General features: G+C 69.7%; 20 protein-coding genes. 7 read left to right on the top strand and 13 right to left on the bottom strand.

The features are described 5' to 3' along the window. From BN1701_RS13715 to BN1701_RS13705, 3 genes are all read right to left on the bottom strand, one after another. Entirely contained in the window at positions 1-1629 is a 1629-nt protein-coding gene (locus BN1701_RS13715) for a High-affinity nickel-transporter (RefSeq protein ID WP_067520712.1), read from the bottom strand. Further along, positions 1626-2936, bottom strand: coding sequence for a tetratricopeptide repeat protein (locus BN1701_RS13710; protein ID WP_054048918.1), 1311 nt, complete (start codon positions 2934-2936; stop codon positions 1626-1628). The genes BN1701_RS13715 and BN1701_RS13710 overlap by 4 nt, the downstream gene beginning before the upstream one ends. Positions 2937-3004: 68 nt before the next feature. Further along, on the bottom strand, positions 3005-4594 hold the full coding sequence (locus BN1701_RS13705) for a DUF4331 domain-containing protein (RefSeq protein ID WP_054048916.1): 1590 nt from the start codon (positions 4592-4594) through the stop codon (positions 3005-3007). A gap of 339 nt (positions 4595-4933) precedes the next feature. On the opposite strand from BN1701_RS13705, the gene BN1701_RS13700 reads away from it, so the two are divergent. Further along, positions 4934-5590, top strand: a complete 657-nt coding sequence (locus BN1701_RS13700; RefSeq protein ID WP_054048913.1) for a fasciclin domain-containing protein — start codon at positions 4934-4936, stop codon at positions 5588-5590. A gap of 66 nt (positions 5591-5656) precedes the next feature. Here BN1701_RS13700 and BN1701_RS13695 read toward each other — a convergent pair whose 3' ends face one another. The 4 genes from BN1701_RS13695 to BN1701_RS13680 all read right to left on the bottom strand — a co-directional run bounded on the left by BN1701_RS13695 (position 5657) and on the right by BN1701_RS13680 (position 10122). Next, positions 5657-6649, bottom strand: coding sequence for an endonuclease/exonuclease/phosphatase family protein (locus BN1701_RS13695; protein WP_054048911.1), 993 nt, complete (start codon positions 6647-6649; stop codon positions 5657-5659). A gap of 214 nt (positions 6650-6863) precedes the next feature. After that, positions 6864-7370, bottom strand: a complete 507-nt coding sequence (locus tag BN1701_RS13690) for a DinB family protein (protein WP_054048910.1) — start codon at positions 7368-7370, stop codon at positions 6864-6866. A gap of 215 nt (positions 7371-7585) precedes the next feature. Next, the gene (locus tag BN1701_RS13685) at positions 7586-7945 is read right to left on the bottom strand and encodes a DUF742 domain-containing protein (protein ID WP_054048908.1); all 360 of its coding nucleotides are present in this window, start codon (positions 7943-7945) and stop codon (positions 7586-7588) included. Further along, positions 7942-10122, bottom strand: coding sequence for a nitrate- and nitrite sensing domain-containing protein (locus BN1701_RS13680; protein ID WP_054048906.1), 2181 nt, complete (start codon positions 10120-10122; stop codon positions 7942-7944). The genes BN1701_RS13685 and BN1701_RS13680 overlap by 4 nt, the downstream gene beginning before the upstream one ends. 369 nt (positions 10123-10491) lie before the next feature. Between BN1701_RS13680 and BN1701_RS13675 the strand changes: the two genes are divergently transcribed. Continuing rightward, positions 10492-12642 (top strand): xanthine dehydrogenase family protein molybdopterin-binding subunit, encoded by a 2151-nt coding sequence (locus tag BN1701_RS13675; protein ID WP_054048904.1) that lies wholly within the window; start codon positions 10492-10494, stop codon positions 12640-12642. Between the two features lie 10 nt (positions 12643-12652). Continuing rightward, a complete protein-coding gene (locus tag BN1701_RS13670; protein ID WP_054048902.1) occupies positions 12653-13108 on the top strand; it encodes a (2Fe-2S)-binding protein in 456 nt (151 codons plus the stop codon). 91 nt (positions 13109-13199) lie between these two features. On the opposite strand, the gene BN1701_RS13665 is transcribed toward BN1701_RS13670, so the two are convergent. From BN1701_RS13665 to BN1701_RS13640, 6 genes are all read right to left on the bottom strand, one after another. Beyond that, positions 13200-13793, bottom strand: coding sequence for a hypothetical protein (locus BN1701_RS13665; RefSeq protein WP_054048900.1), 594 nt, complete (start codon positions 13791-13793; stop codon positions 13200-13202). Between the two features lie 5 nt (positions 13794-13798). Further along, positions 13799-14557: an EndoU domain-containing protein gene (locus BN1701_RS13660; protein WP_054048898.1), complete on the bottom strand. Its 759-nt coding sequence runs from the start codon at positions 14555-14557 to the stop codon at positions 13799-13801. Between the two features lie 7 nt (positions 14558-14564). After that, positions 14565-15266 (bottom strand): WXG100 family type VII secretion target, encoded by a 702-nt coding sequence (locus tag BN1701_RS13655; protein WP_054048896.1) that lies wholly within the window; start codon positions 15264-15266, stop codon positions 14565-14567. Next, complete coding sequence (locus tag BN1701_RS13650) at positions 15263-15577, bottom strand: type VII secretion target (protein WP_054048894.1); 315 nt, start codon at positions 15575-15577, stop codon at positions 15263-15265. The genes BN1701_RS13655 and BN1701_RS13650 overlap by 4 nt, the downstream gene beginning before the upstream one ends. Positions 15578-15579: 2 nt before the next feature. Next, on the bottom strand, positions 15580-16035 hold the full coding sequence (locus BN1701_RS13645; protein ID WP_054048892.1) for a YbaB/EbfC family nucleoid-associated protein: 456 nt from the start codon (positions 16033-16035) through the stop codon (positions 15580-15582). An 89-nt stretch (positions 16036-16124) separates the two neighbouring features. Further along, positions 16125-16625 carry a MarR family winged helix-turn-helix transcriptional regulator gene (locus BN1701_RS13640; RefSeq protein WP_082860338.1) on the bottom strand — a complete coding sequence of 167 codons (501 nt, stop codon included), beginning with the start codon at positions 16623-16625 and terminating at the stop codon, positions 16125-16127. 133 nt (positions 16626-16758) lie between these two features. Here BN1701_RS13640 and BN1701_RS13635 point away from each other — a divergent pair, with 133 nt between their 5' ends. The 4 genes from BN1701_RS13635 to BN1701_RS13620 all read left to right on the top strand — a co-directional run bounded on the left by BN1701_RS13635 (position 16759) and on the right by BN1701_RS13620 (position 24191). Continuing rightward, entirely contained in the window at positions 16759-17832 is a 1074-nt protein-coding gene (locus BN1701_RS13635; RefSeq protein ID WP_054048890.1) for an alkene reductase, read from the top strand. A 138-nt stretch (positions 17833-17970) separates the two neighbouring features. After that, a complete protein-coding gene (locus BN1701_RS13630; protein WP_082860337.1) occupies positions 17971-19107 on the top strand; it encodes a mandelate racemase/muconate lactonizing enzyme family protein in 1137 nt (378 codons plus the stop codon). Further along, complete coding sequence (locus tag BN1701_RS13625) at positions 19104-19598, top strand: hypothetical protein (RefSeq protein ID WP_054048886.1); 495 nt, start codon at positions 19104-19106, stop codon at positions 19596-19598. The genes BN1701_RS13630 and BN1701_RS13625 overlap by 4 nt, the downstream gene beginning before the upstream one ends. A 735-nt stretch (positions 19599-20333) precedes the next feature. Then, positions 20334-24191 carry a LamG-like jellyroll fold domain-containing protein gene (locus BN1701_RS13620; RefSeq protein ID WP_157367969.1) on the top strand — a complete coding sequence of 1286 codons (3858 nt, stop codon included), beginning with the start codon at positions 20334-20336 and terminating at the stop codon, positions 24189-24191. Positions 24192-24215: the final 24 nt, after the last annotated feature.

Raw genomic sequence — 24215 nt, 5'->3', positions numbered from 1 at the left:
CTATCCGATCCCGGTGATCGAGCGGGCGGCGAGGCCGACACCGACGACGAGGACGAGCAGGGCGGTGAGAACGGGAAGCAGGGCGGTGACCCGCGCGGCACGGTGGCGCAGACCGTCGAGGTGCTCCCAGCGTTCGAGGCGGTCGCGGAACCGCACGAGCAGGACGCCGACCAGGGTCAGGGTGGCGGCCATCCCCAGGCCGTAGCCCAGGACGAGGAGCACCCCGAACCAGGTGCGCCCCAGCGCGATCGCGCCGAGCAGGACCACCAGTGCCGACGGACTGGGCACGAGCCCGCCCGCGACCCCCATCCCGATCAGCCCCGCCCGCCCGATCCCGTGTCCATGTCCATGCCCGTGTCCGTGTCCATGTCCATGTCCATGTCCATGTCCGTGTCCATGTCCGTGTCCATGTCCGTGTCCATGTCCGTGTCCATGCCCGTGCCCGTGCCCGTGCCCATGTTCATGTTCATGGCCGTGCCCGTCCTCATGGCCGTGCCCGTGTTCGTGCCCATTTCCGTGGCCGTGCCCGTGGCCGATCCCGTCTCCAAGGATCGGGCTGCGCCCGGCTCCGGCTCCAGTTCCGGCGCCGACGCCGACCAGGACCGGTGTCTGCTCCGGTGCGCGGGCCCGGCGCTGTCGCAGCGCCGAGACCAGCAGTCCCAGGCCGATCCCCGCGACCAGCAGCCCGCTGATCACCCCCAGCCAGGTGAGCACACCCTCGCCCGCGATCGTGCTGGACACGCTGATCAGCAGACCGAGGATCAGCACCCCGGCGGTATGGGTGACCGTGACCGTGGCCCCGACGGTGATCGCGTCGCGGGTCGAGCCGCGTTTCCCGGCCAGATAGGCGGCGATGACGGTCTTGCCGTGGCCGGGCAGCGCGGCGTGGGAGGCGCCGAGGAGCAGGGAGAGCAGGATGGCGAGCACGCCGACGAGCGGGGTCAGCTCCCGGGTGCCCGCCGTGTCCGTGACGAACCCGGTGACCCTGGCGACCGTCCGGTCGAACCACCCGGGCTCGGACCGGTCCGCCGCCGCGCCCGCCTCGGACTGGCCGGGGCGCAGCCGGAGAGTGGTCGAGCGGGTGTCGAGCGGGTCGGCGAGCAGGTCCTCGGGGTAGGCGCGCAGCTCGTCGCTGATGGACCGCGCGGGCACCGGTGAGTCGATCAGGGCGACGCCCTCGCCGCGGGCGGTGAGTTCGTGCCAGCCGAGCCGGTCGCCGCGGAAGGTGTCGGTGAACGTCAGCGTGGTCTCGCGGTCGAGGTCGGCGACGGCCGTGAGCCCGCAGGTGAGCCGGGTGGTGGCCAGGCCCGCTTCGCCAGGTGGGAATTCGAGTGCCGCGGTGGGCTGGGCCCAGGTCAGGGCCGAGCCGCCGACGGTGACCGTGACGGCGTCGGCCAGTCGGGCGCACTGCGTACGGGCGTAGCCGGGGGCCCGGATGGCGGCCTCCTCCTGCACCGTGGGGATCTCGGCGAGGTCGACCACGGCGTGCAGTTCGACGCGGTCGGCGTACAGGGTCAGGCCGTTGTAGTGGTTGACGGTGAAGTTGCCCAGCGGGTGGGCGGTGGCCTGCGCGGGGGCGAGCACCAGCGCGGCGGCGGTGAGCGCGAGGATCGCGCCCGCCCGCCTCACCGCCCGCTCCGCAGGTCGGCCAGCGCGCGCTCGGCGGTGGGCGCGTGCAGGGGTGAGAAGCGCGGGTTGATCTTCAGTGCGTCCTCCAAAGCGGTCATGGCCTCCGGTCCACGCCCCAGTGCGGCGAGGATCATGCCGCGGTGGAACGCGAACGTCGCGTTGCGCCAGCCGGTCGCCGCGGCCTTGTCGGCGTAGGTGATGGCCTCGGCGTCGCGGCCGTTGAGGTGCAGTGCCCACGCCAGCGCGTCGGCGACGAGCACGTTCTGCCGCCTGCCCCACTCGGCCTGGGCCAGCCGCAGCGCGGTGGCCGCGTCGCCGCGGTCGGCGGCGACCTCGGCGTCGGCAAGGTCGTCGGCCGCCGCGCCCGCCAGGGTTCGCTGGCGGTCGAGGACGGTGAACTGGGCGTCCGCGTCGGCCGTGCGGCCCGCGGCGCGCAGCAGGACGGCGTACTCGTGCACGTACTGGGGGAGTGGGGTGCGGGCGACCAACTCGCCGTAGCGGGCGATCGCGTCGTCGGTCTGTCCGCGCGCGGCGGCGAGTTTGGCCTGGCCGTGGCGCGGCGCGGTGCCCGCCGGGTCGACGCGCAGGCCGTCGGCGTAGTGGCCCGCGGCGGCGTCTAGGTCGCCGTTGTCGAAGGCGAGTTCACCGAGCTGGTAGTGGCAGAACGAGGTGTCCGCGACGCTCCCGGCCGCGGTCAGCGCCCGGTCCAGCGCCTGCCGCGCCTCGTCGACCCGGCCGCGGATCTCCAGGTCGTACGCGGCTCGGGTGAACGACGGCACGCCGGGTTCGAGGTCGAGCATCCGCTGGACGGCGTCGGTGGCCGCGGTGGTGTCGCCGAGTTGGGTGTAGGCGTCGGCGAGCACGCCGTAGACCTCGGCGGTGTCCGGGGCGGCGGCCTTGGCCCGCTCGCCCCACTCGCGGGCTTCGGTGAACTGGTGGCGCGCGTTCGCCAGTGCCCCCATGCCGATCAGCGCCGGGCCGTTGCCGTCGGCCTGCTGGTCCAAAGAGGACCGCAGCGCGCCCTCCGCTTTGGCGTAGTACGAGGGATCCCCGGTCACCCGGGCTTGTTCGACGTAGGCGCCGCCGAGCAGCGCCCACGTGCGCGGGTCGCGCGGGACGCGGCGCAGCCGGTCCTGCGCGGCGGCGATGGTGCGGGTGAGTTCCGACTGGGCGGCCGGGGTGGACGCGGGCGCGGGGGCGGGCGTGTCCCGGGGAACCAGGGCGGCCACGCTGAGCGCCAGCAGACCCACCCCGGCGATGATCACAGCCACGGCGGTGGTCCGCCTGCGGCCGGGTGCGGAAGACATTCTCGGTGAACCTCCGACGACGGAAGGGCCACCCCGGCGGCGTTGGCACGCCGCCGGGGCGGTGGTGATCAGGCGCCCGCGAGCGCCGGTGTCCACTCAGGACGTCGCCGGTAGAGCGCGACGCCGGAGCCGATGAGCACCGCGGCCAGCAGGCCGCCGAGGATCGGCTTCAGTGGGGCTCCGTTGAACCAGCCCGGCGGCGGCGCGGCGGACGCGCCCCCGGAGGACTGGTTGACGGCGGTGTTGCCCGGCAGCGCGACGTACGGGAACGTCGAGCCGAAGGGCTTGTCGTTGGCGTCGACCTGGTCGCCCGCGGCCAGGGCCGGGACGATCCCGGACACCGCCGCGCCCTCGACGGCCTGCACGGCGATGTCGAGAACGTCGTCGGCGAGCCTGCGGCCGTTGGGGAAGCCTTGCAGGTCACCGGCGAGCACGCCGAGCCGGTTGGGGCTCGCCGCGGGCGGGACGGCCATGTTCAACCGCAGCTGCTCCGACGGGGCGAACCGGTTGGGGTCCACGTCGGCGTTGTTGAGCTGCGAGTTCAGATCGGCCTGGATGGGTCCGCCCGCCTTCGTGGTGATCCCGGTCAGGAAGATCTCGACCAGGTCGGTGCGCGGGGTGGGCGGTGCGGGTATCCCGTAGATCGCCTGGATCAGCTTGGGCAACTCCGGGTCGGTGACGCGGTTGACCAGGTCCGGAATATTCCTGTCCTGGTCCGGGGTCAGCGAGTTGAACTTGTTCTTGAGCCCGGCGGGCACCACGACCTCGTTGACCAGGGGGTTGCCCAGTCGCGAGACCTGCACGTACGGGCCGAAGGCATTCTCGCTGCCCGGCTTGAGCAGCATCGACCGCCGCTCGGTGTCACTCCACACGCCGATGACGGGGTTGCGGGTGGTGTCGCCCTTGAGCGCCAGTGCCGACCTCGGCACCTGCAGGGCGATGGTGTTGACGCTGTACCCGGCCAGCGTGTCCTGCCCGACCTCGGACAGGTTGGCGCCGTAGAGCAGGTCGAACACCCGCAGGTCCAGGAAGAACGAGTCGTCGGCCTGGCCCACATAGGACTTGCCGCCACCGGGTACATCGGTGATGGCCTGCCCGCGCAGTGCGCCATAGTCCGGCATGGACGTCGCGCCGGTGTTCGACGGGGCGACCTTGCCGTTGCGGATGAGGGTCTTGCTGTGGCCGTAGCGGTCGAGAACCTCCAGCTTGTACGTCTGCCGGAACAGCAGGTTCTCGTCATCGAGCGAGGTGACCTGACCGTTGTTGTAGAGGAAGGTCGCCTTCCCGCGGCGGTCGTCGGTGCGGAAGGTCCACCGGTAGGTGAGGTCGGCCTTCGCGTCGCCGTCGTTGTCGATGTTGATGTCGTGGCGGGTATCGGTGGCCCACGGGTAGAAGTTCGGACCGCCATTGGGTTCCTGGAAGGGATACCAGTTGGCGATCAGGGTTACCGTGTCCGGTTTGTCCGGGGAGACGAACGCGTACACATCGGTGTTGTCCGCGGGCGGATCACCCGCGATGAGTGGTGCTTCCCGGTGACTCGACGCCGCGGCCGGACCGGGAGCGAGCCCGATCAGGACGCCGGTGAGCACCGTGCTTCCTGCCGCGATCAACGCGACAGCCGCTCGTCGCCGTTGACGGGCGGGGTGCGGTGACGACATGCTCCATCCCTTCGCCGCCCGCGCGCGGACGGCTTTGGTCGAAGGATCAGCCGGCCTGTTCGACACAGGCCGACCATCACATTCGGAGCGGATCGCGATCGGGTTCGCCTTTTCTTTTATTGCAACAAGTTTGCAAGGTGAACGCGATTTCTATTCGCCAAGCACCGGGTTGCGGCGGGCCTCGTCATGTCACGATCGGGTAACGCGACCGATGTGCGCCCATCCGGGCCCGTCCCGTGGATCGAAGCACCGTTGTCAGCGGCGGGAACAGCGGTTCCCACCACTTCCGAACTCAGTGCCGGTTCGGTCCGTACCCGACAACAAATGGGAGATCTTGTTATGAAGCACATCATTCGCCGGGGCGTGGCCTCCGCTGGTGTCGTGGCCTTCGCTCTTCTCGGCGCGGCGTGCGGCAACGAGAGCCCGTCGAGCAGCGCGGGGACCACCACCACGACGACCGCCGCGGCGGCCCCGACCACCACGACCTCGGCCGTGGCCGACCCGGCCGCCGACCTCGTCGGCCCCGGCTGCGCCGACTACGCCAAGGCCGTCCCGACCGGCGGCGGCTCGGTCGCGGGCATGGCAGTTGACCCGGTGGCGGTGGCGGCGAGCAACAACCCGCTGCTCAAGACCCTGGTCGCGGCGGTGTCTGGCAAGCTGAACCCGAACGTGAACCTGGTCGACACCCTCAACGGCGGCCAGTTCACCGTGTTCGCCCCCGTGGACGACGCGTTCGCCAAGATCCCGGCGGCCACGATCGAGACCCTCAAGACCGACACGGCCCTGCTGACCAAGATCCTGACCTACCACGTGGTCCCCGGCCAGATCACCCCCGGCAAGATCGCCGGTGAGCAGACCACCGTGCAGACCGGCAAGGTCACCGTCTCCGGCTCGGGCGGCGCGCTGAAGGTCAATGACGCCAACGTCATCTGTGGTGGCGTCAAGACCGCCAACGCCACGGTCTACCTGATCGACAGCGTTCTCATGCCCAAGTAGTAGTCACCACTGACGGCCGGGTCCACATCAGACATCGTCTGATGTGGACCCGGCCGGCAGTGTGGATCACGAGCGCAGATCGATCTCGGCGACCAGTTGGGCGTGGTCGGATGTGGTGCGGTCGGGTCGGTCCTCGCTGAGCTGGTTGTCGACGAGGTGGTCGTTGAAGTGCCGCAGGTTGATCAGCTCACCGAGCCGGTCGGGGTTGCGGTCGTAGAACTCCTCGCTCACCATGATGTGGTCGAGGTTCTCGTAGCGGCTGTTGAAGATGTGCGAGTAGCTGACGTCGCGGCCGGTGCGCTTGGCCTGGAGTTCGTGGGCGGAGTAGAGCAGGCGGTCCCAGTAGGCCTCCCGCACTTCCCGTCCGCGCGGCCAGAAGCGCGACGGGGCGTCGCCGGTGACGATCTCGGTGGACACCGCGCGCGGGCCGTCGTTGAGGTCGCCGAGCACGACCGCGGGGCGGTTGTTGCCCACGATCTCGTCCAACACCAGGAACCGCAGCGCCGCGGCTTCGGCCGTGCGCCGGATCAGCGACCGCGCCTTGCCCAGCGCCTCCTCGCGCGGGTCGTGCTCGGGCGCCGTCGTGTCGCGGATGGGGCGCTTCGACTTCAGGTGCACGACGAACACTGTCAGGGTCAGCGTGGGGTTCACCGCGACGCGGGCGCGCAGCACTGGGCGGCTGAACGTACCCACCGGCAGGGCGATGCCGTCGACGGCGGCGTTGACGCCCGCGGGGAAGTCGGTGATCGACACGGCCGGTTCGGCCAGCGGGTAGGCGCTGATCAGGCCGACCTTGGGGCCGCTGGCCCCATCCGCCCCTGGCGCGACCACGGTCGGGTCCGTGAAGACACCCGAGCGGGAGCACACCTCGCGCAGCGCGGCCTCGGCGAAGATCTCCTGGAAGCCAACGATGTCGGCGTCCATCCGGCGTAACTGCTCGCCGATCCAGGTGGCCTTCTTGTCGAACTCGGCGTCCGAGTACGGCCGTTCGTCCGGGTAGTATGGAACCCCGGGAAGCGCGAGATTCAGCACGTTGAACGTGCCGACCTTGAGGATCATGGCGTGCCCCCGCTGTTGGGTGATGTGTCGACTGCTACATCGCCCGGGGGTGGCCCGCCGTGAACGGTCGCGGGTTACAAACCGCCCACGAAGAGCAGGTTTGGCGGTGCCGCCGATCCTGGGCTTTCACCCTATCGGGTGATCCCCCATACGCCGAACGGGTGGCTCCTTGTCGAGGAATTCTCGAATCGGACTCTTCACCCAGTTCCGCCGCTCAGGCCCCGACCACACCGTCGATCCCTTCGCGCAGGAAGTCGGCGTGGCCGTTGTGGCGGGCGTACTCGTGGATGACGTGCTGCATGACCAGCCGCAGCGACACGTCGGCGTCCCACCGGGGCTGGTGCCCGGTGACGTCGAGCGATTCGGCGGCGATCTCGATCCGGCGGGAGTGCTCGACCTCGGCCTCCCACGCCGCGAACGCCTCGGCCCTGGTCGACCCGGACGCGTCGTAGGCGACCTGGTAGTCGCCATGGTCGCTCCAGACCAGCGGGATGTCCTCGCCGTTGATCACCCGGCGGAACCAGGTGCGCTCCACCTCGGCCATGTGCCTGACCAGCCCGAGCAGCGACAGGGTCGACGGCGGCATCGACTGCCTGCGCAGGTCGTCGTCGCCCAGTCCATCGCACTTCATCACCAGGGTCGCCCGGTGGAAGTCGAGAAAGGCGCGCAGGGTCTCCCGCTCGCCTCCGGCCAGCGGCGGCGCGACACGTTCGGTTGTCATGGTGTCGATTCTCGCCTAGCCCCGGCGACCCGGCTCTCGTGACGCTGGCGTACGGCGGCCTGGATGGCGTCCGCGCCGGACCAGCGGTTGTCGGGGAGGCGGATGGCGAGGGTGTGCAGGCAGTTCGGGTCCACCGCCGGGCCCGTCGCGTTCGGCGGTGGTTGCCACTCGGACCTGTGCGTCAACGGGTCGTCCACAGTGGACTCGGTCAGGAACTACAGTCTGCGGATGCCCTCCAGTACCTTGCGCAGCATGTCGATGTCCGGGTCGACCACCGACGGAGCCGAGCGGAACATCAGGCAGTTCGCGTCGATCAAGTCGCTGATCAGGATCTTGGCCACGCCCAGCGGCAGTTTCGTCCGCGCGGAGATCTCCGCGACCGACTGGGCGAGCTCGCAGACCGCCACCACCGCGGCGTAGTCCGGGTCGAGCGTGGCCGGGTAGAGGCCGGTGGCCACGACCATGGTGATCAGGTCGAGGTCGTGGCCATCGGCGCGGGTTCGGCCGCGGGTGATGGTGTAGGGCCGGATCAGTGGTCCGGCGTCCTCGTCGTACCAGGCCTCGTCGTCGTTCATCGGTCCTGGGGGTCGGTCGCGGTGTTGGGGTCGGCGGCGCGGGCGCGCTGGGTGCCTTGCTGGAACGCGGTCAGCATAGAGTGCTTTCGTTCCGGCTGAGACGCGGTCGTTGGCGCGTCCTCAGCCGGGTAGGGCGCTCTCGGGGTGCGCGGCTCGCGGCGGGGCAGTGCGGTCGTCTCCTGGTCGATGAGCTTGCGCAGCGACGGCGGTCGCCCGTTGCCCATCGGGGCGGGATGCGCGGTGATCCTCGGCAGGCCCATCGTGTCCACAGTGGAATCACGAGTCAGCAGGCCCTCGGGCGCCATCACGATCGCCTGGACGCCGCCGTAGATCGACTCGCGGAGGGTGACCTTGACGCCGTGGCGGTTGGCGAGCTGCGCGACCACGAACAGGCCGATTCGGGACTCCCCGGCCAGCGCCATCACGCCGAAGTCCGGCGGGTTGTGCAGCCGCTCGTTGATCTCGGCGAGCTTGCCCTCCTCGATCCCCGAGCCCTGGTCCTCGATCTCCAGCACGAGGCCGCGGCCGACCACGGTCCCGCGCAGCTCGACCTGGGTCTCCGGTGGGGCGAATGTGGTGGCGTTGTCGACCAGCTCGGCCAGCAGGTGGATCATGTCGGCGACGGCGGCGCCCGCCAGTGCCACGTCGGGAAGCCTGCCGACGTTCACCCGCGAGTAGTCCTTGGTCTCGGCGACGGCGCTGCGCACGATTTCACCGAGCGGCACCGGGTTGCGCCACTGCCTGCCCGGCTTCTTGCCGCCCAAGATGATCAGGTTCTCGGCGTTGCGCCTGCTGCGGGTGGCCAGGTGGTCCAGCTCGAAGAGCAGCGCGAGCTGGTCGGGGTCCTCTTCTGACCGTTCTGCCTTGTCCAGCACCTGCAGCTGGCGGCGGACCATCACCTGGCTGCGGTGGGCGATGTTGAGGAACACCGTGCGAATGCCTTGCCGCGTCTCGACTTCCCGTACCGTCGCCGTGATCGCGGTGTGCTGGGCCTTGTCCAGCGCGCGCGCCACCTGGCCGATCTCGTCGTCACCGTGGTCCAGTGCGGGCAGTTCGGCCTCGACGTCGACGGCCTCGCCGCGGTTGATCCTGGCCACGACGTCGGGGAGCTTCGTCTCGGCCCGGTCGAGGGTCTCCACGCGCAGTCTGGTGAGCCTGCGGATGAGCTGCCGGGACAGCCGCAGCGCGATCACCGCGGCGCCGACGGCGACGAGCAGCAGGGCCAGACCCGCGGCGAGCGAGGTGGCGAGCATGCTCCCGCCCCGCTCCGTCCCGAGGTCGGCGGCATAGGACGAATGGGACTTGTAGAGCGCGATCAGCCCCGCGGACACCGAGCGGTTGGCCTTCTCCCACGCCTCGACGTCGAAGGTCACCGGGTGCTTGCCCGGTCCGCGCGCCATCACCGCGTCGTCGCCCGCGACCAGGGCCTTCCACTCCGGGGTCGCCTTCAACTCGGTGTACTGCTTGCGTTCGGTCTCGGTGAGCCGGGGGACGATCGTCTCGATCAGCTCGTGGTAGGTGCCCATCTGGTGCGCGAGTTCGTGGTAGTTCTTCTGGTCGATCCCCTTCGCCATGGCGAGTTCGACCAGCACGTGCGAGCGCGCCTGCGCCTCCACCGAGCGGAACAGCTCCGAGCTGATCATCTGCTCGAAGCCGACCGCGGCGTCGGTGGCCGACCGGGCGATGCCCTGCACGCCCGCGCCGACGTGTTCGACCAGTTCGCCGTAGAAGTCGTACGCCTGCTGCACATCGACCATCCCGTGATCGATGTGCCCGCGCTTGGTCGGCAGCTCGTTGGCCGCCACGGTCAGCGCGTGCAGCGGCGTGCGCAGCTCGTCCGGGGCGTCCTGGGCGAGCCGCTCGGTGGTGGCGGCGAGGTCCTTGAGCGCGGCGTCGGTCTCCAGGCGCTGTCCGGTCAGCGCCGCGGTGTCGGTCGACGTGCCGGTGAGCAGCAGGGTGGTCAGTCGCCGTTCCTCCTGGACCGCGACGATCATCCGGGAACTCGGGTCCAGCGCCGCGCGGACGTTGTCGGCGAACGACTTCGTACTCAGGCCCTGGAAGGCAAGGAACGCCGACAGCCCGACACCCATGATCATGATCGTGACCGACGGGACCAAGGCGATGATCAATAGGCGGGACTGGATGGTGCCGGATCCCCGCGACCGGTTCAGCTGCATTGACCTGCCCTAATACGTTCCGTGGTCGTCTTCGCGCCGACAACCATTCCACATTTCCGGTCATGGTGCCGCATAACTCCGTGTTGTGAACGCCCCTATTGCGGCACGGGCGGTCACGAGCCGCATTCTTTAGCAGATTCAGCCGGATGGACGCAACCGCCAGTCGCAGGCCGTTCACCGCAAGCAAGATTAGGCCAAATGGCCTATGGACTGCGCCGGGACGGGTGCAATACGGTGTCGCGAAACCAGACCAGCCTACGGGGCGCGACCCGCCACGCACGCTGTGTACGATCATCGGCGCTGGTCAGGAATGGTTTGCGGTCGTTTTCGGGTTTGTTGTCCAGTAACAGTGAAAATGGTGGAAAATTTATGCCGGTGTGGAATCGACGGCGATTCCTGGCTCTCGCCATCGCCGCTCCGACGATCACCGTGGCCGCCAAGCTCGCCACCGATGACGAGACGGCCGACGCGCTGCCGAGCAATCCCCAACTGGCCGATCTGCTGGACTTCGGCGATGTCGTCGTGCTGGCGAGCAAGCCCACCGCGGGGTCGATGGTCCTGGAGATCACCGAGGACGGCTTGGTGCGGTTCGAGCTGCCGCGGGCCGAGTCCGGCCAGGGCATCACGACCGCGGTGGCGATGATGCTGGCCGAGGAACTCGACGCCCGCGTCGCCGACGTGCGCGTCGAGCTGTCCGACGCGAACCCCGCGCTGCTCTGGAACCAGTTCACCGCCGGGTCGACCGGCGTGCGGACGCTGTGGGACCCGGTGCGCGCCATCGCGGCCGCCGCGCGGGCCCGGCTGGTCACCGCCGCCGCGCAGACCTGGTCGCTTCCCCCCGACACGCTGACCACCCGCGACTCGGCGGTGTGGGCACCCGACGGCCGCAGCGCGGGCTACGGATCGCTGTCGGAGCGCGCCGCCACGGTCGTTCCCGCGGTCCGGACCACGCCCAAGCCCGCCACCGACCACACGGTGATCGGCAAGCCGACAGGCCGGGTCGACGCGCGCGACATCGTCACCGGCAAGGCCAAGTTCGGCATGGACATCGCCGTGCCCGGCGCGCTGGCGACCGTGGTCGCCCGGCCGCCGACGATCAAAGGCACGGTCGTGTCCTACGACGACACCGCCGCGCGCGCCATCCCCGGCGTGGTCGCGGTGACCAAGATCCCGACCGGCGTCGCGGTCAGCGCCGAGACCATGGACATCGCGCTCGCCGGCCGCGACGCGCTGCAGGTCACCTGGAAGGACGGGCCTGCCGTCGGACTGTCCGATTCGGACATCCGGACCAAGCTGCGGGCCGCGGTGCCGCCGTTCGTGGTGCCGCCGCTGCTGACCCAGCGGGTCGACGCGGAGTTCGACTTCGCCTTCGTCAGCCACGCGCCGATGGAGGTGCTCAACGCCGTCGCCGACGTCCGCGCCGACCGGGCCGAGCTCTGGTTCGCCTGCCAGTCGCCGATCGTGGCCCAGCGTGAGATCGCCGCCGCGGTCGGGCTGCCGGTCGGCAAGGTCACCGTGCACGTGACCCGCGCGGGCGGCTCGTTCGGGCGCAGGCTGTTCTGGGACCCGGCGATCGAGGCCGCGCAGGTGTCGAAGAAGATCGGCAGGCCGGTGCGGCTGATGTGGACGCGCACCGACGACATGCGCCACGGCAGGCTGCGGCCCGCGTCGCACCACAAGATCAGGGCGACGTTCGCGCTGGGGCAGATGCTCTCCTTCGAGCATCGGATGGCCAGTGTCGAGACCGACTTCAAGCACGGGTTCGGCGAGGTGGTCAGCGCCAGCGGCGCCGCGGTGCTGGGCCCCGGCGACGGGCTGATGTTCTTCCACCTGTCGGCGAGCAACCCGTACAACTTCGGCGTGGTGACCCAACTGCTCAACGAGGTCCCGGTCCCGGTACACACCGGAAGTTGGCGCTCGGTGTACTCCGGTGGGCTGCGCACCGCCGAGGAGATCGTCGTCGACCAGCTCGCGGCCAAGTTCGGCAAGGACCCGGTGAGCTTCCGGATGTCGGTGCTCAAGGCGCGGCGGACCAGGGACGTGCTGGCGAAGGTCGCCAAAGAAGGGGAGTGGGGCCGGGCGCTGCCACCCGGCCACGCCCAGGGCGTCGCGGTGCACGAGGAATACCGGTCGGCCACCGCCTGCCTGGTCGAGATCGACGCCACCGACCCGGCCGCGCCGCGGGTGACCCGCGCGACGGTCGCGGTGGACGTGGGCCTGCCGATCAACCCGACCGGGCTCAAGGCGCAGCTGATGGGCGGGCTCACCGACGCGATCAGCACCATGCTGACCGCCGGGGTGCACATCGACAACGGGCGCGTCCGGGAGAAGAGCTTCGCCGACTTCCGATACGCCCGGCAGAAGGACACCCCGCCGCGGCTGGACGTGCATGTCATGCCCGCCACCGGAAAGCCGGGCGGCGCGGGCGAACTCGGCGTCCCCGCCGCGGCGGCCGCGGTCGCCAACGCCTACGCCAAGGCGACCGGCACCCGCCCGCGCAGCTTCCCGATCGCCTTCTGAGGAGTCCCACGTGCCCACCTACCGGTTCACCGTCAACGGCGAGAAGGTCAGCGTCGATGCCCCGGCTGACACGTCGCTGCTCTGGGTCCTGCGTGAGCGCCTTGGCGTTACCGGGCCGAAGTATGGCTGCGGTGTCGGCGCTTGTCGGGCGTGCACCAGCCATCTTGACGGTGCTGAGATCCAGCCGTGCGTTGTGCCGGTCTCGCAATGCCAAGGGCGCAAGGTAACGACGATTGAGGGTTTGGCTGACGGGGACACGCTGCATCCGGTGCAGCAGGCTTGGCTTGATGAGGACGTTGCTCAGTGCGGCTTCTGTCAGCCTGGTCAGATCATGGCCGCGGTTGCCTTGCTCGACCGCACGGATGAGCCGACTGACGCTGATATCGACGCCATTGAGAACGTGTGCCGTTGTGGCACTTACTGTCGCATTCGTTCGGCGATCAAACGGGCTGCGGCGTCGACCTGAGCGTGATCGCCCACCTGCACCCGATGCTGCTTGGGCGGCGGGTGCGGCTTTGTTGGGTTGGGGCGGAATTATTAGGCAGCAGGCTGGCTTGTTAGGCAGCGGGCCAGATTTGGCGGGCGGCGGTCAGTGCGGCGGCTTGGTAGGGCGGCAGGAGTGTGCCTTCGACGACTACTTCCAGGCCCCACTTCTCTTGTAGTGCCACCCAAAGTCGTGACGTTAGGCCTGAGAATGCCTTGAGCTCGTCGGTGCCCTCGGCTACCTGTAGGACGTATACCCAGGTGGCGCCGTCATGGGCGCCTTCTTTGGGGGTGCGCCAGGTGCGGCGTAGGCGGTTGCCGCCGTGGCGGGGGGCGTCGGTGGACAGGACGATGTCGGCTCGGGTCGGGTCGGGGGAGCCGGTGGGGGCGGTGGGGGTGAAGGAATACGTCAGGTGTGCTTCGGGGATGACCGGCACGCTGAGCAGGTCCGGGGTGTCGGGGTCGCCGAGGAAGGAGCGGATCAGGGACTGTTCCTCTGGCGTGATGCCGACGCCCTCGTAGGCCAGGTTGAGCAGGAGCGTGCCGTCGGCCAGGTCCCATTCACCGGCGGCGTAGTGTTCGCGGACGGTGCCAAGGGTGTCGTCGGAGAGTCGGCCCGCCAGGCGGGCGCAGACGGTGGTGACCGACGCGTAGGTCTGCACATCCATGGCGCTCACTTCTTCTTGTAGTCACCGAGCACTGTCGTGGTGACGTTGCCCTGGGCGTCTTGGACGACTCTGATGATCTTGCCGCCCTTGGGGCCCTCCCACGTCCAGCTGCCGTCGCCGCCCGCGTCGGGGTGACTGTATCGGGGCGGGTTGGCCTGGGGGATTCCTGGCGGGGCGGGGTTGGGCGCCGACGGGTTGGAGATCACACCGGGGTCGGCGCCGTTGGGTGGGTAGGCGGTGCGGATCTCGCCGTTGGCCAGGACCGTTGTCTTTACTTCGACGCCGTCCACGCGGCCTGTGTAGTCGTAGGCCCAGGCCGGTTGGCCGTCGGCGTCCTTGGTCAGGTACGGGCCCTTCGCGGGTGGGCCCTGCTGGGTGACCTGATAGGCGGCGTCCAGGATCTTTGGCTGGTCCCAGCTCTTGGGGAACTCGGTCTTCTTCGAGAAGCCGGTGCCCGCGAGGTGGCCGCCCTGCCTGCCCCCGTCGCCCGCGACGATGTGCTCGCGGGAGGCGTCGCTGTGGCGGATGTCGTTGGCGGTGGGGGGCTGGATCGGCTTGGGCGGCTGCGGATTGTTCGAGTTGGGTGTGGTGGACTGCTGGCCGTTCCCGCCGCCGCCCGGCTTGCCCGCCTGGGCGGCCTGGGCCGTGGCCGATTGGGCGCTGGTGATGCCGCCCGCGGCGTTGATGCTGCCGTGGGACTGGGCGGGTTTGCCATTGCCGCCGGGGGTGTTGCCGCTGCCGCCGGGAGGTTTCTTGGGTGCCATGAACGCTTTATCCGTTCAGGAGCTTCGTGAGGTTGGTCAGGCTGCTGATCAGACCCATGGTGTAGGTGAGGATGCGACCGGCCCACTTGACCACCGCGGCGACGATCTGCGCGGCGATCACCGGGATCGTCACCACGAAGATGGCCTCGACCGCCCACACGATCACCCTGGCCACCAGGTCGGCGATCAGGTCGCGGACGATCTCGCGGGTCAGCTCGACCAGCCCGCCCGCGCCCTCGGTGGCCGCCGCCAGCGCCGCCGAGATCGCGGCGAGGCCACCGATGGCGTCGACGTTGTTGACCATCAGGGCGCGGTAGGCGTCCGCGGCCTCGCCGTGCCATTCGGGCAGGTCGTCGGCAAGGTGGGTGCCGAGTTCGGCGGACATGGCGTGCAGCTCGGTGGCCATGTTGTTCCAGGTCGCGGCGTGGGACCTGACCACATCCGGTTTGCCGGTCAGCTCGTCGAGCATCTCCCGCAGCGGGTCGAAGTACTCCATGGCCCAGCCGAGGCCGTTGGCCAGCAGCGCGCTGATCGGGTCCATCACCGTGGCGGCGACCTCGACCCCGAGCGTCGCGCCCGCCAGCGCGTCGTCGACCCAGCCCTCGGTCTTGATCGCGTCGACCAGGCCCTCGATGCTGTCGGCGAGGCCGGAGCCGGTCCACGCCTCGCGGGAGGACTCGACCGGGGCGACGAGCGAGTCGCCGGTCATCGCGCCCCGCCAGCGTTGTCGATCATGGTCGCGTTCGCTTCCTCGATGGCCTCGTACTCGGTGGCGCTGTCGCGCAGCGCGGTCATGACCAGCGTGAGGTTCTCCTCGACGGAGGCGATCAGCTCGTCCTGCTTGGCGTGCTTGCCCTCCAGCACCCCGGAGATCCACCCGCACAGCAGCCCGTAGGCCTGGTCGTCCTGCGCGATGTGCGAGCTGGCCGCCTTCACCGCGGCGAACCGCGCCTGGATGGCGGCCACGTTGGTCGCGTGCGCGCGCAACTGCTCGACCTCGACGTCGTATCCGTCGCCCATGCTCAGCGCCGCTCGAACTTCGTGCGGATGTCGAAGTCCTCGTCGTCTTCGCCGTCACCGTCGGCTGCGGCCGCCGGAGCCGCGTCGCCCCGCAGCTGTCGCCCGACGCGCTCGGCGATCGCCTTGCCCGCGGGCGACTCGGCGCCGACGGTGTCCGCGATGATCTCTTGGGACCGGTCGGCCAGCTTGTTCCGCGCCGCGCCGAGTGTGGCCATGATCGTCTGGGCGACCACGGACGGGGCCACCCGGTGGATTCGGTCGGTCAGCTTCAGGTCCACCAGCGCGCCGGTCGAGTCGATCGTGATCTCGGCCAGCCCGGTCGGGTCGCTCTCGCTGATCCGCACGGCCTGCAGGCGCTCGCTCATCGCCTGGGTGTCGGCCGCGAGCCTGTCGATGCGGTCCTTCCAGGCGGTCAAGCGCTCGCGGGCGCCGTCCGGTTCGAGGATGTCGCCGTCCATGTACCCCCGATTCGAGTGACATTTCGCTAAACGTTGGATCGGAGCGTAGTCGGCGGCGCGGGGGCGTGGAGGCGGAATGGGATCAGTGCCTAGAGATCACAGTCCGACTCGCAGCGGCGCAGCAGGTTGCGTTCGAGGGTTCGTAGGGCGCGCAGGGCGGTGGCGACCTCGGCGTCGTCCAGGTCGGCCACGGTGGCGTGTTCCAGGTCGCGCCATACCTGCGTGACCCGGTCGCGCAGGGCGCAACTGGCCTCGGTCGGCGCGACGATGACCGCTCGCCGGTCCTCTGTGGACCGCTCGGTGGTGACGAACCCGGCCTGCTCCAGCCTGCGGATGCTGCGGGTCATGGTGGCCGCGTCGGTGTCGGTGGCCTTGAGCAGGTCGACCTGCCGCTGCGGCCCGGTCTCCCACAGGTGCATCATCAGCACCTCCTGGCCGCGGTAGAGCCCGGTCTCTCGCAGAATCTGCGCGGCGACCAGGTTGTGCAGGCGGCTGAGCCGGAACACCGCGTGGCTGACCGGCCCGCACTCCTGGATCATGCGCAGCCCGCCGGGCGGCAGGTCGCAGGGTTCCCACTCGTCGGTCGACATCTCCGCCTCCTTCGCCGTCACCGTACCTTCCGTGGACGGACTGTGGCGCTGGTCACAGGCGGCCGTGAAATACCTCCCGAGGATTACCTGTTCGAGCAAGTAATAGCTCGATCGACGTCCCGGAGGGCTTCCGATGACCACCGCGTTCGACCCCATCACCCTTGGCGGCACCACGCTGCGCAACCGAATCGGCATGGCACCGATGACCCGCAACCGCGCCTACGGCCCCGGTGGCAGCCCGACCGACGAGGTCGCCGAGTACTACGCCCAGCGCGCGGGCGCGGGCCTGATCATCACCGAGGGCACACAGCCCTCGGTGGTCGGACAGGGCTACCCGAACACCCCCGGCCTGCACTCCGCCGAGCAGGTCGCCGCCTGGCGCGCGGTCACCGACGCGGTGCACGCCAAGGGCGGGGTGATCTTCGCCCAGATCATGCACACCGGCCGGATCGGCCACCCGACGCTGCTGCCCGGCGAACTGACGCCGGTGGGTGTCTCCGCCGTGGCCGCCAACGGCCAGGTGTTCACCGGCGCGGGCATGCACGACTTCGTCACCCCGGCCGAGTTGGCCGACGCCGAGATCGCCGAGACCATCGCCGACTTCGCCGCCGCCGCCCGCAACGCCATCGAGGCGGGCTTCGACGGCGTGGAGCTGCACGGGGCCAACGGGTACCTGATCCACCAGTTCCTGGCCAACAACACCAACCAGCGCACCGACGCGTGGGGCGGGTCGACCGAGGGTCGGATCCGCTTCGCCGTCGAGGTGGCCCGCGCCGTCGCCGAGGCCATCGGCCCCGACCGCACCGCGCTGCGGCTCTCCCCGGGCAACCCCTACAACGACATCGTCGACGACGACTACGCCGACGTCTACCCGGCCTTGATCGAGGCGCTCAACCCGCTCGGCCTGGCCTACCTGCACCTGGTCGAGGCGCTGCCCCCGGTCCGGGACCTGACCCTGCGGCTGCGCAAGGACTGGGCGGGCCCGCTGCTGCTCAACCCCTTCACCGCCGGACGTCCGACCGGCCTGGAGGACCTGACCCTGGTCGAGGACGGCACCGCCGACGTCATCACCTTCGGCTCGCTGTATCTGGCCAACCCCGACCTGCCCGAGCGCCTGGCCGCGGGCGGCCCGTTCAACACCCCCGACCCCGACACCTTCTATGGTGGCGATCACCGCGGCTTCACCGACTATCCGACGCTGAACTGACGCGTTGTCACTCGAACCAGCGGCCCGCAGGCGAAAGCCTGCGGGCCGCCGTCGTGTCTCCGGTTCCGAAATGTCTGGACCAATTTGGGTGCACCTGGCTACGGTGGGGTCGAGCGTCTCGTCGTGGAGGGGATCAGGGTGAAGATCGTCCGAGTCACCGCTACCGAGGTCGTCGTCCGGGCCAACCCCGGTTCGATCGAGTCACTCGGGTTGGACAAGCCGCTGCACAAGATCCCGGTCCGTGGCGGCAAAAGCTGGACCGTGCAGTTCGACGAACTGCCCAAAGTGGTCATCGAGCTGGAGCTCTCCGACGGCACCGTCGGCCTCGGCGAGCTGTACCGGGGGCACGACTGGCTCACCGTGGAGGGGATCTCGGCGACCCTGCTCGGCCGGGACCTCCGCGCGCTGTGCCGCCAGGATCTGCCGTTCGCCAAGGTGCGCGAGCACGACGGGTTCGAGATCGCGATCTGGGACGCGTTCGCGAAGCTGCACGGGCTGCGCGTGGTGGACCTGCTCGGCGGACCGGTGCGCGACCGGGTCGCGGTGGGCGCGTGGACCGGGCACCGGCGCGACGACGAGGTCGGAGCGCTGGCCAAGCGCTACGCGGGGCTGGGGTTCACCTGCCTGAAGTTCAAGTGCGCGCTCGACGACGACATCGTCGCCTGGGCGTCCGCCGTGGCAGCCGAGGCGCCGGGGATGCGGGTGATCTTCGACCCGAACGAGCGGTTCGAGCGCCCGTATGAGACCCGCAGGCTGGCCGTCGCCCTGGCCGAGGTCGGCAACGTGCTGTGCCTGGAGGACCCGATCCCGCACTGGATGCGCGCCGAGTACGCCGACCTGCGCCGGACCAGCCCGGTGCCGATCGTGCGGCACGTCGCGCTGCCGTACCCGGTGCTGGGCAACCGGATCGAGGACGCGATCACCGCGGTGCGCGGCCACGAGGTCGACGGCTTCAACTTCAACGCCGGACTGGCCGACTTCCAGCGGCTCGACCACATCGCCGACGTCGCCGGGCTGCCGTGCTGGCACGGCTCGGAGATCGACCTGGGTGTCCTGGAGGCCGCCTACGTGCACTCGGCCGCCGCGGCTCGGTCCTGCGTGTGGCCAAGCGACATCTTCGGCCGCCACATCCGCTCCCACGACCTGCTCGCCCAGCCACTGGAGTTCGACGCTTCCCATGTCCTGCTGCCCGAGGGCCCCGGCCTGGGCGTCTCGCTTGACCACGCCGCGTTGGCCGAACACCGAACCGATCAAAGGACCTACACCGCACCATGACGATCCACGACAACCCGTTCCCGAACGACCCCGACCGCGGCGAACTCTGGGAAATGCTGGTGCGGCGCGACATCGACGCGTTCGTCGCGGGAGACTGGTCCCAGGTCGAGGATGATTTCGACGCCGACCGGTTCTTCGCCGTCGACGGCCGCGCGAGCGACAACCCGGACTCCTGGCGGATCACCCCGTTCGACGCCTACCGCGTCTCGTGGCTGGAACAGAGCCAGGAGACGAACGCGGAGGTCAAGGACGTCCGGGAAGCCCTCTTCGCGGCCACGACCCTGCGCGACATCGAGATCGTCGGCGACGACGCACTGCTGCACAAGAAGTTCGATGGCACCGCCACCCGACATGACGGGTCCACTGTGGTCTTGCGCTGGCAGACGGTCTACCAGTGCCACAAGCGCGACGGACGTTGGCGGATCACCGGTTTCATCGGCTACCTGCCCAACCCGATGGGCGCTTCAGCTGAGGCAGACCAGATCAACTAGGCCATCGACACCTTGTCTGATTCCCTTTGTCCTAAACCGCAACATAACAACGCCACCCAAGTCCCAACCGACCGCTTTCCACCAGCACCCCGTCCTGGCCATCTTTAACATTCGATCGGCGGTGTCAAGGGTCGGCTCGCCGATCGCGCAGCGACGCCGCAGGCGCCCTTGACGCCGTCGATCGAATGTTAAACGCTCGGGCTAGGGGAGCGACCCCGCCTGTCCCGCGACGAGTGCACTCGTTGGTGCGCAACGATTGAGTGCACTCGTTCGGGCTTCGAAGACCGGGCCGCTCCCTCGTCTATCAGCGTCTTGTCCGGGCCCAGCGATGTCAAGGGCGCCTGCGGCGTCGCTGCGCGATCAGCGAGCTGACCCTTGACATCGCTGGGCCCGGACAAGGGATTGCCAGGACGAGGGTGCTGGGGGAAGTGCAGGGACCTTCGGTCCCCAAGACGAAAGACAAAAGACGAGGGCAAGGGCAGGGACCTGCGGTCCCTCAAGCAAGGACGCGCTATCCGCGCCTGTGCGGCCAACGCTAGCCCAGACAGTCCATCAACCCGACCTTGATCCGGCCGACGAGCATCGCCGCAGGTCGGACCACGTGACTTGGCTGCCAGGCTGATCCGCGTAGCGCGTGCATAGGGAACGCGTAGGGGGCTCCGTGAGGCTGACCGGGTGCGGGGGAGACGTCATGAAGCGACCCACGCAGCCCTCTTCAGCCTCGTGGGAGACCTTATGACCGTTCGAACAAGACCTGTGCTCGTCGCGCTGATCGCGCTCGCGTCCGTTGCTGGGCCAGTGCCCGCCGCGGCCGCGCCGATCGCGCCCGCCAAGGTGGTGATCACCTCGGCGGTTGACGAGGCCGGGGCGATGCGGGCCGCGCGCGCGGGTGGCGCCGATGTCGAGGTGCTCTCGGCCAGGACCGAGACCGCGACCGTGTACGCCACCCAGCGTGGGACGCTGCGGCTGGAGCAGAACCTGCGCCCGGTTCGGGTGCGCAAGGCGGGTGCCTGGGTCGCGCCGGATGTGACGTTGCGGCGCGGGGCGGACGGCCGGGTGACGCCGGTCGCGGCGGCGGTCCCGATGGCGTTCTCTGGTGGCGGCACGGAACCGATGGCGATGATCGGCGAAGGGGGCAAGGCGATCTCCTGGGGGTGGACCGCCCAGCTTCCGCAGCCGGTGCTCGACGGGCCCTCGGCGACCTATGCCGAAGTCCTGCCCGGCGTAGACCTGCGGGTCACCGCAGAGGTCGACGGGTTCACCCACGTCCTCGTCGTGAAGAACCGTGAGGCCGCGGCGAACCCGGCACTGCGCCGGGTCTCGTTCCCGATGACCGCCCCGGGCCTGAGCGTAAAGCCGGGTGCCGCGGGCACCGTCGTCGCCACCGATGCCTCGGGTGTGGAGGTGCTGCGCGGCACCGCGGCCATGTGGGACACGCCCACCACCAAGCCGCTGCCGCGGATCGTGAGCCGCGAGCTGGGTGACCCCACCACCGTCCCCACGCAGTCGCGCAGTTCGACGGTCGGGCTGGAGGTCGCGGGCGGCGCGCTGACCCTGGTGCCAGACCCAGCCATGCTCACCCGCGCGGACCTCACCTTCCCGCTGTACCTCGACCCGGCCTGGCAGACCACCGGGATCGGCCGCAACAGCTGGATGGCGGTGTTCTCCGCGCAGGGCGGGCCGCTCTACAACCAGCCGATCGCGGCGAGCGACAACGCTTCCAAAGGTGAGGTGAAGATCGGCAAGACCCCGGCCGAGGGCTGGGTGGCCAGGGCGCTGTTCCAGTTCGACACCACCGGCATCCGCTACAAGCACGTCAACCGCGCCTACATGCGGATCAGGCAGCTCTGGTCCTCGTCGTGGTGCGGTGACACCGCGACCCGGCGCACCATGCTGCACGGCATCGGCGCCTACACCCCGTCGACGACCTGGAACAGCCAGCCCGCCTGGCACGGTGCCCAGGGATACTCCGACGACAAGCGGTTCGTGACCAGCAGCAGCTGCCCGGCCGGTGACGTGGAGTTCAACGCCACCGGGTTCATCCAGGAGGCCGCCAACGGCGGCTGGGTGCACGCGACGATGGGCCTCAAAGCGGCCAACGAGAGCGACACCAGCAGCTGGAAGCGTTATCAGCTCAGCACTCTGGCGATGATCGTCGAGTACAACTCCTACCCGAACATGCCTGACGACGTCTCGGTCGAGAACCAGTCGTGCGCGGGCGGCACGCGGTACTCCAACGTCCCGCGACCGCTGATCAAGGCCCGCCTGACCGACCCCGACGCCGGCGCGATCATGACCGGTGCGATGCACTTCGCCCCGGTCGGCACCGCGATCAACGGCACCGACCTGGTGTCGCAGGGCGGCATCACCAGCGGCAACTACGTCGTGGCCCGCACCAACCGCGATCTGGCCGACGGCACCTACTACATCCAGGGCCACGCCGCCGACGAGGTCGACGGTTCACAGTGGACCGCGCCGTGCGAGTTCGTGCAGGACACCACCAAACCGAGTGGGCCCGCCGCGGTCACCTCCGACATCTACCTGCCCGGCGACCTGCGTGACGGCGTCGGCCGGGTCGGCACCTTCACCTTCGCCCCGCCCGCGGGCTCCCCGGACATCGCTGGCTACAAGTGGGCGCTGACCCCGTACACCGACATCTCCTCCGCCGAGAAGGTCACCGCCGCGGCCGACCGCACCGCCGTGGTGCCGATCGTGCCGATGCGTGACGGCGCGAACGAGTTGCGCGTGTGGTCCTACGACCGCGCGGGCAACCCGAGCCAGAACCCGTTCATCTACAAGTTCAACGTCGGACCGGGCAGCGCGCCCGCCGGACGGTGGACCTTCGACGACCCGACCGCCCCGTGGTCCGATGCCACCGGACACGGCAACGCCATGGTCAAGCAGGGCGACGCCGCGGTGGCGGCGGGTCGGTCAGGGCAGTCCTTCGAGGGCACCGGCACCGCGGGCGGCCACGCCGCCACGGCGGGCCAGTTGGTCGGCCGGACCGCCGACAACCAGCCCGCCCCGGTGCGCACCGACCGCAGTTTCAGCGTCGCAGCCTGGGTCAAGCTCGACCGTGTCGGGGTGTTCCAGACCGCCGTCGGCCTCGACGGTGCCCGCACGAGCGCGTTCTTCCTCCAGTCCACACCGGACAAGTGGTCCTTCGCCCTGTCCACCAACGACTCCGACACGCCCACGCAGGCTCGGGTCAGCTCGGCGGCCGCCCCGGTGACCGGTCGATGGACGCACGTCGCAGGCGTGTACGACGCGACCGGGAAGAAGGCCAGCCTCTACGTCAACGGCCAGCTCCAAGGCACCGCGCCGGTGGCGACGATGTTCAACACGTCCGGCCCGGTCACCATCGGCCGGGGCAAGTGGACCGGCGTCCAGGTCGACTGGGTCGACGGCAAGGTCGACGACGCGCAGGTGTGGGACCGCATCCTCGGCGACACCGAGGTGAAGGCGCTGGCCATGCCGCAGGCGCCGGGGATCGCGGTGTCGGCCAACCCGGTCACGGCGGGCACGAACGTGCAGGCCACGTTCACCGCCGTCGGCGGCGACGCCAACGTCGTGCGCTATGAGTACCAGCTCGACGGCGGCTCGGTGCAGACCGCGACGCCCGCCGCGCCGGGTGGACCGGCGACCATCACCGTCGTCGCGCCCGCGGTCGGCTCGCACAAGATCGTCGGCTGGACCGTCGACGGCACCGGCAACAAGAGCCTGCTGAACCGGGCCGACTTCAAGGTCCGCGAGGCCCCGAAGCTATCCGGGCTGGTCACCGACGCCACCACGGGCACACCCAAGGCCGGGGTCACGGTGAACGTGTCGCCGGGTGACCTGAGCGCGGTCACCGGCCAGGACGGCCGCTACGAGATCACCACGCTGGCCGCGGGCCGGTACATGGTCAGCGCCACCATCGGCGGCAAGCGGTGCGGGCTGTTCGCGGGCACCGAGGTCGACGCCCAGCAGCCGGTCACCGTCGATCTCGCGCTGCGGCCGCAGGCCGACACCTTCGGCTACACGTGCACCGAGGAGGTCCGCCCGTTCGTCGAGGGCGACGTGGCCAACATCGTCGACCTCACCGGCGACGACCTGACCAAGCCGCTCACGCTGCCGTTCGCGTTCCCGTTCTACGGGCAGAGCCACACCACGGCGTACCTGAGCAGCAACGGCGTCATCGGCTTCGAGCCGATCACCGTGATGGACTCGGAGAACCACCCGGTTCCCTCCGCGGTGAAGCCGGACGCGGCGATCTACCCGTACTGGACCGACCTGCAGCACACGCCGTTCCCGAACTCCAGCGTGATCACCAAGCAGATCACCGAGAACGGCGTCCGGGGGCTGATCATCCACTACCACGGGATGCGGGTCTACGGGCAGCCCGTGCGGGTCGACTTCGCGGTGACGCTCTACGAGAACGGCAAGATCGCGATCAACTACACCAAGCTCGACCCGGCCTCGGAACTGGAGCGCGGCAACACCGCCACAGTCGGCATCGAGGGCCCCGGCGGGACCAGCGGCCTCATGTACTCCCACAACGAGGCCGTGCTGGTGGACAACCACGCGATCGTGTTCCACCCGCCCGTCTCCTGATCATCCACATCGGACTCCCCCGGG

Origin of the sequence: Alloactinosynnema sp. L-07, from assembly GCF_900070365.1 — a bacterium.
Classification (GTDB): domain Bacteria; phylum Actinomycetota; class Actinomycetes; order Mycobacteriales; family Pseudonocardiaceae; genus Actinokineospora.
The sequence above is the reverse complement of the archived record's forward strand: the minus strand, read 5'-3'. Positions and strand labels throughout refer to the sequence as shown.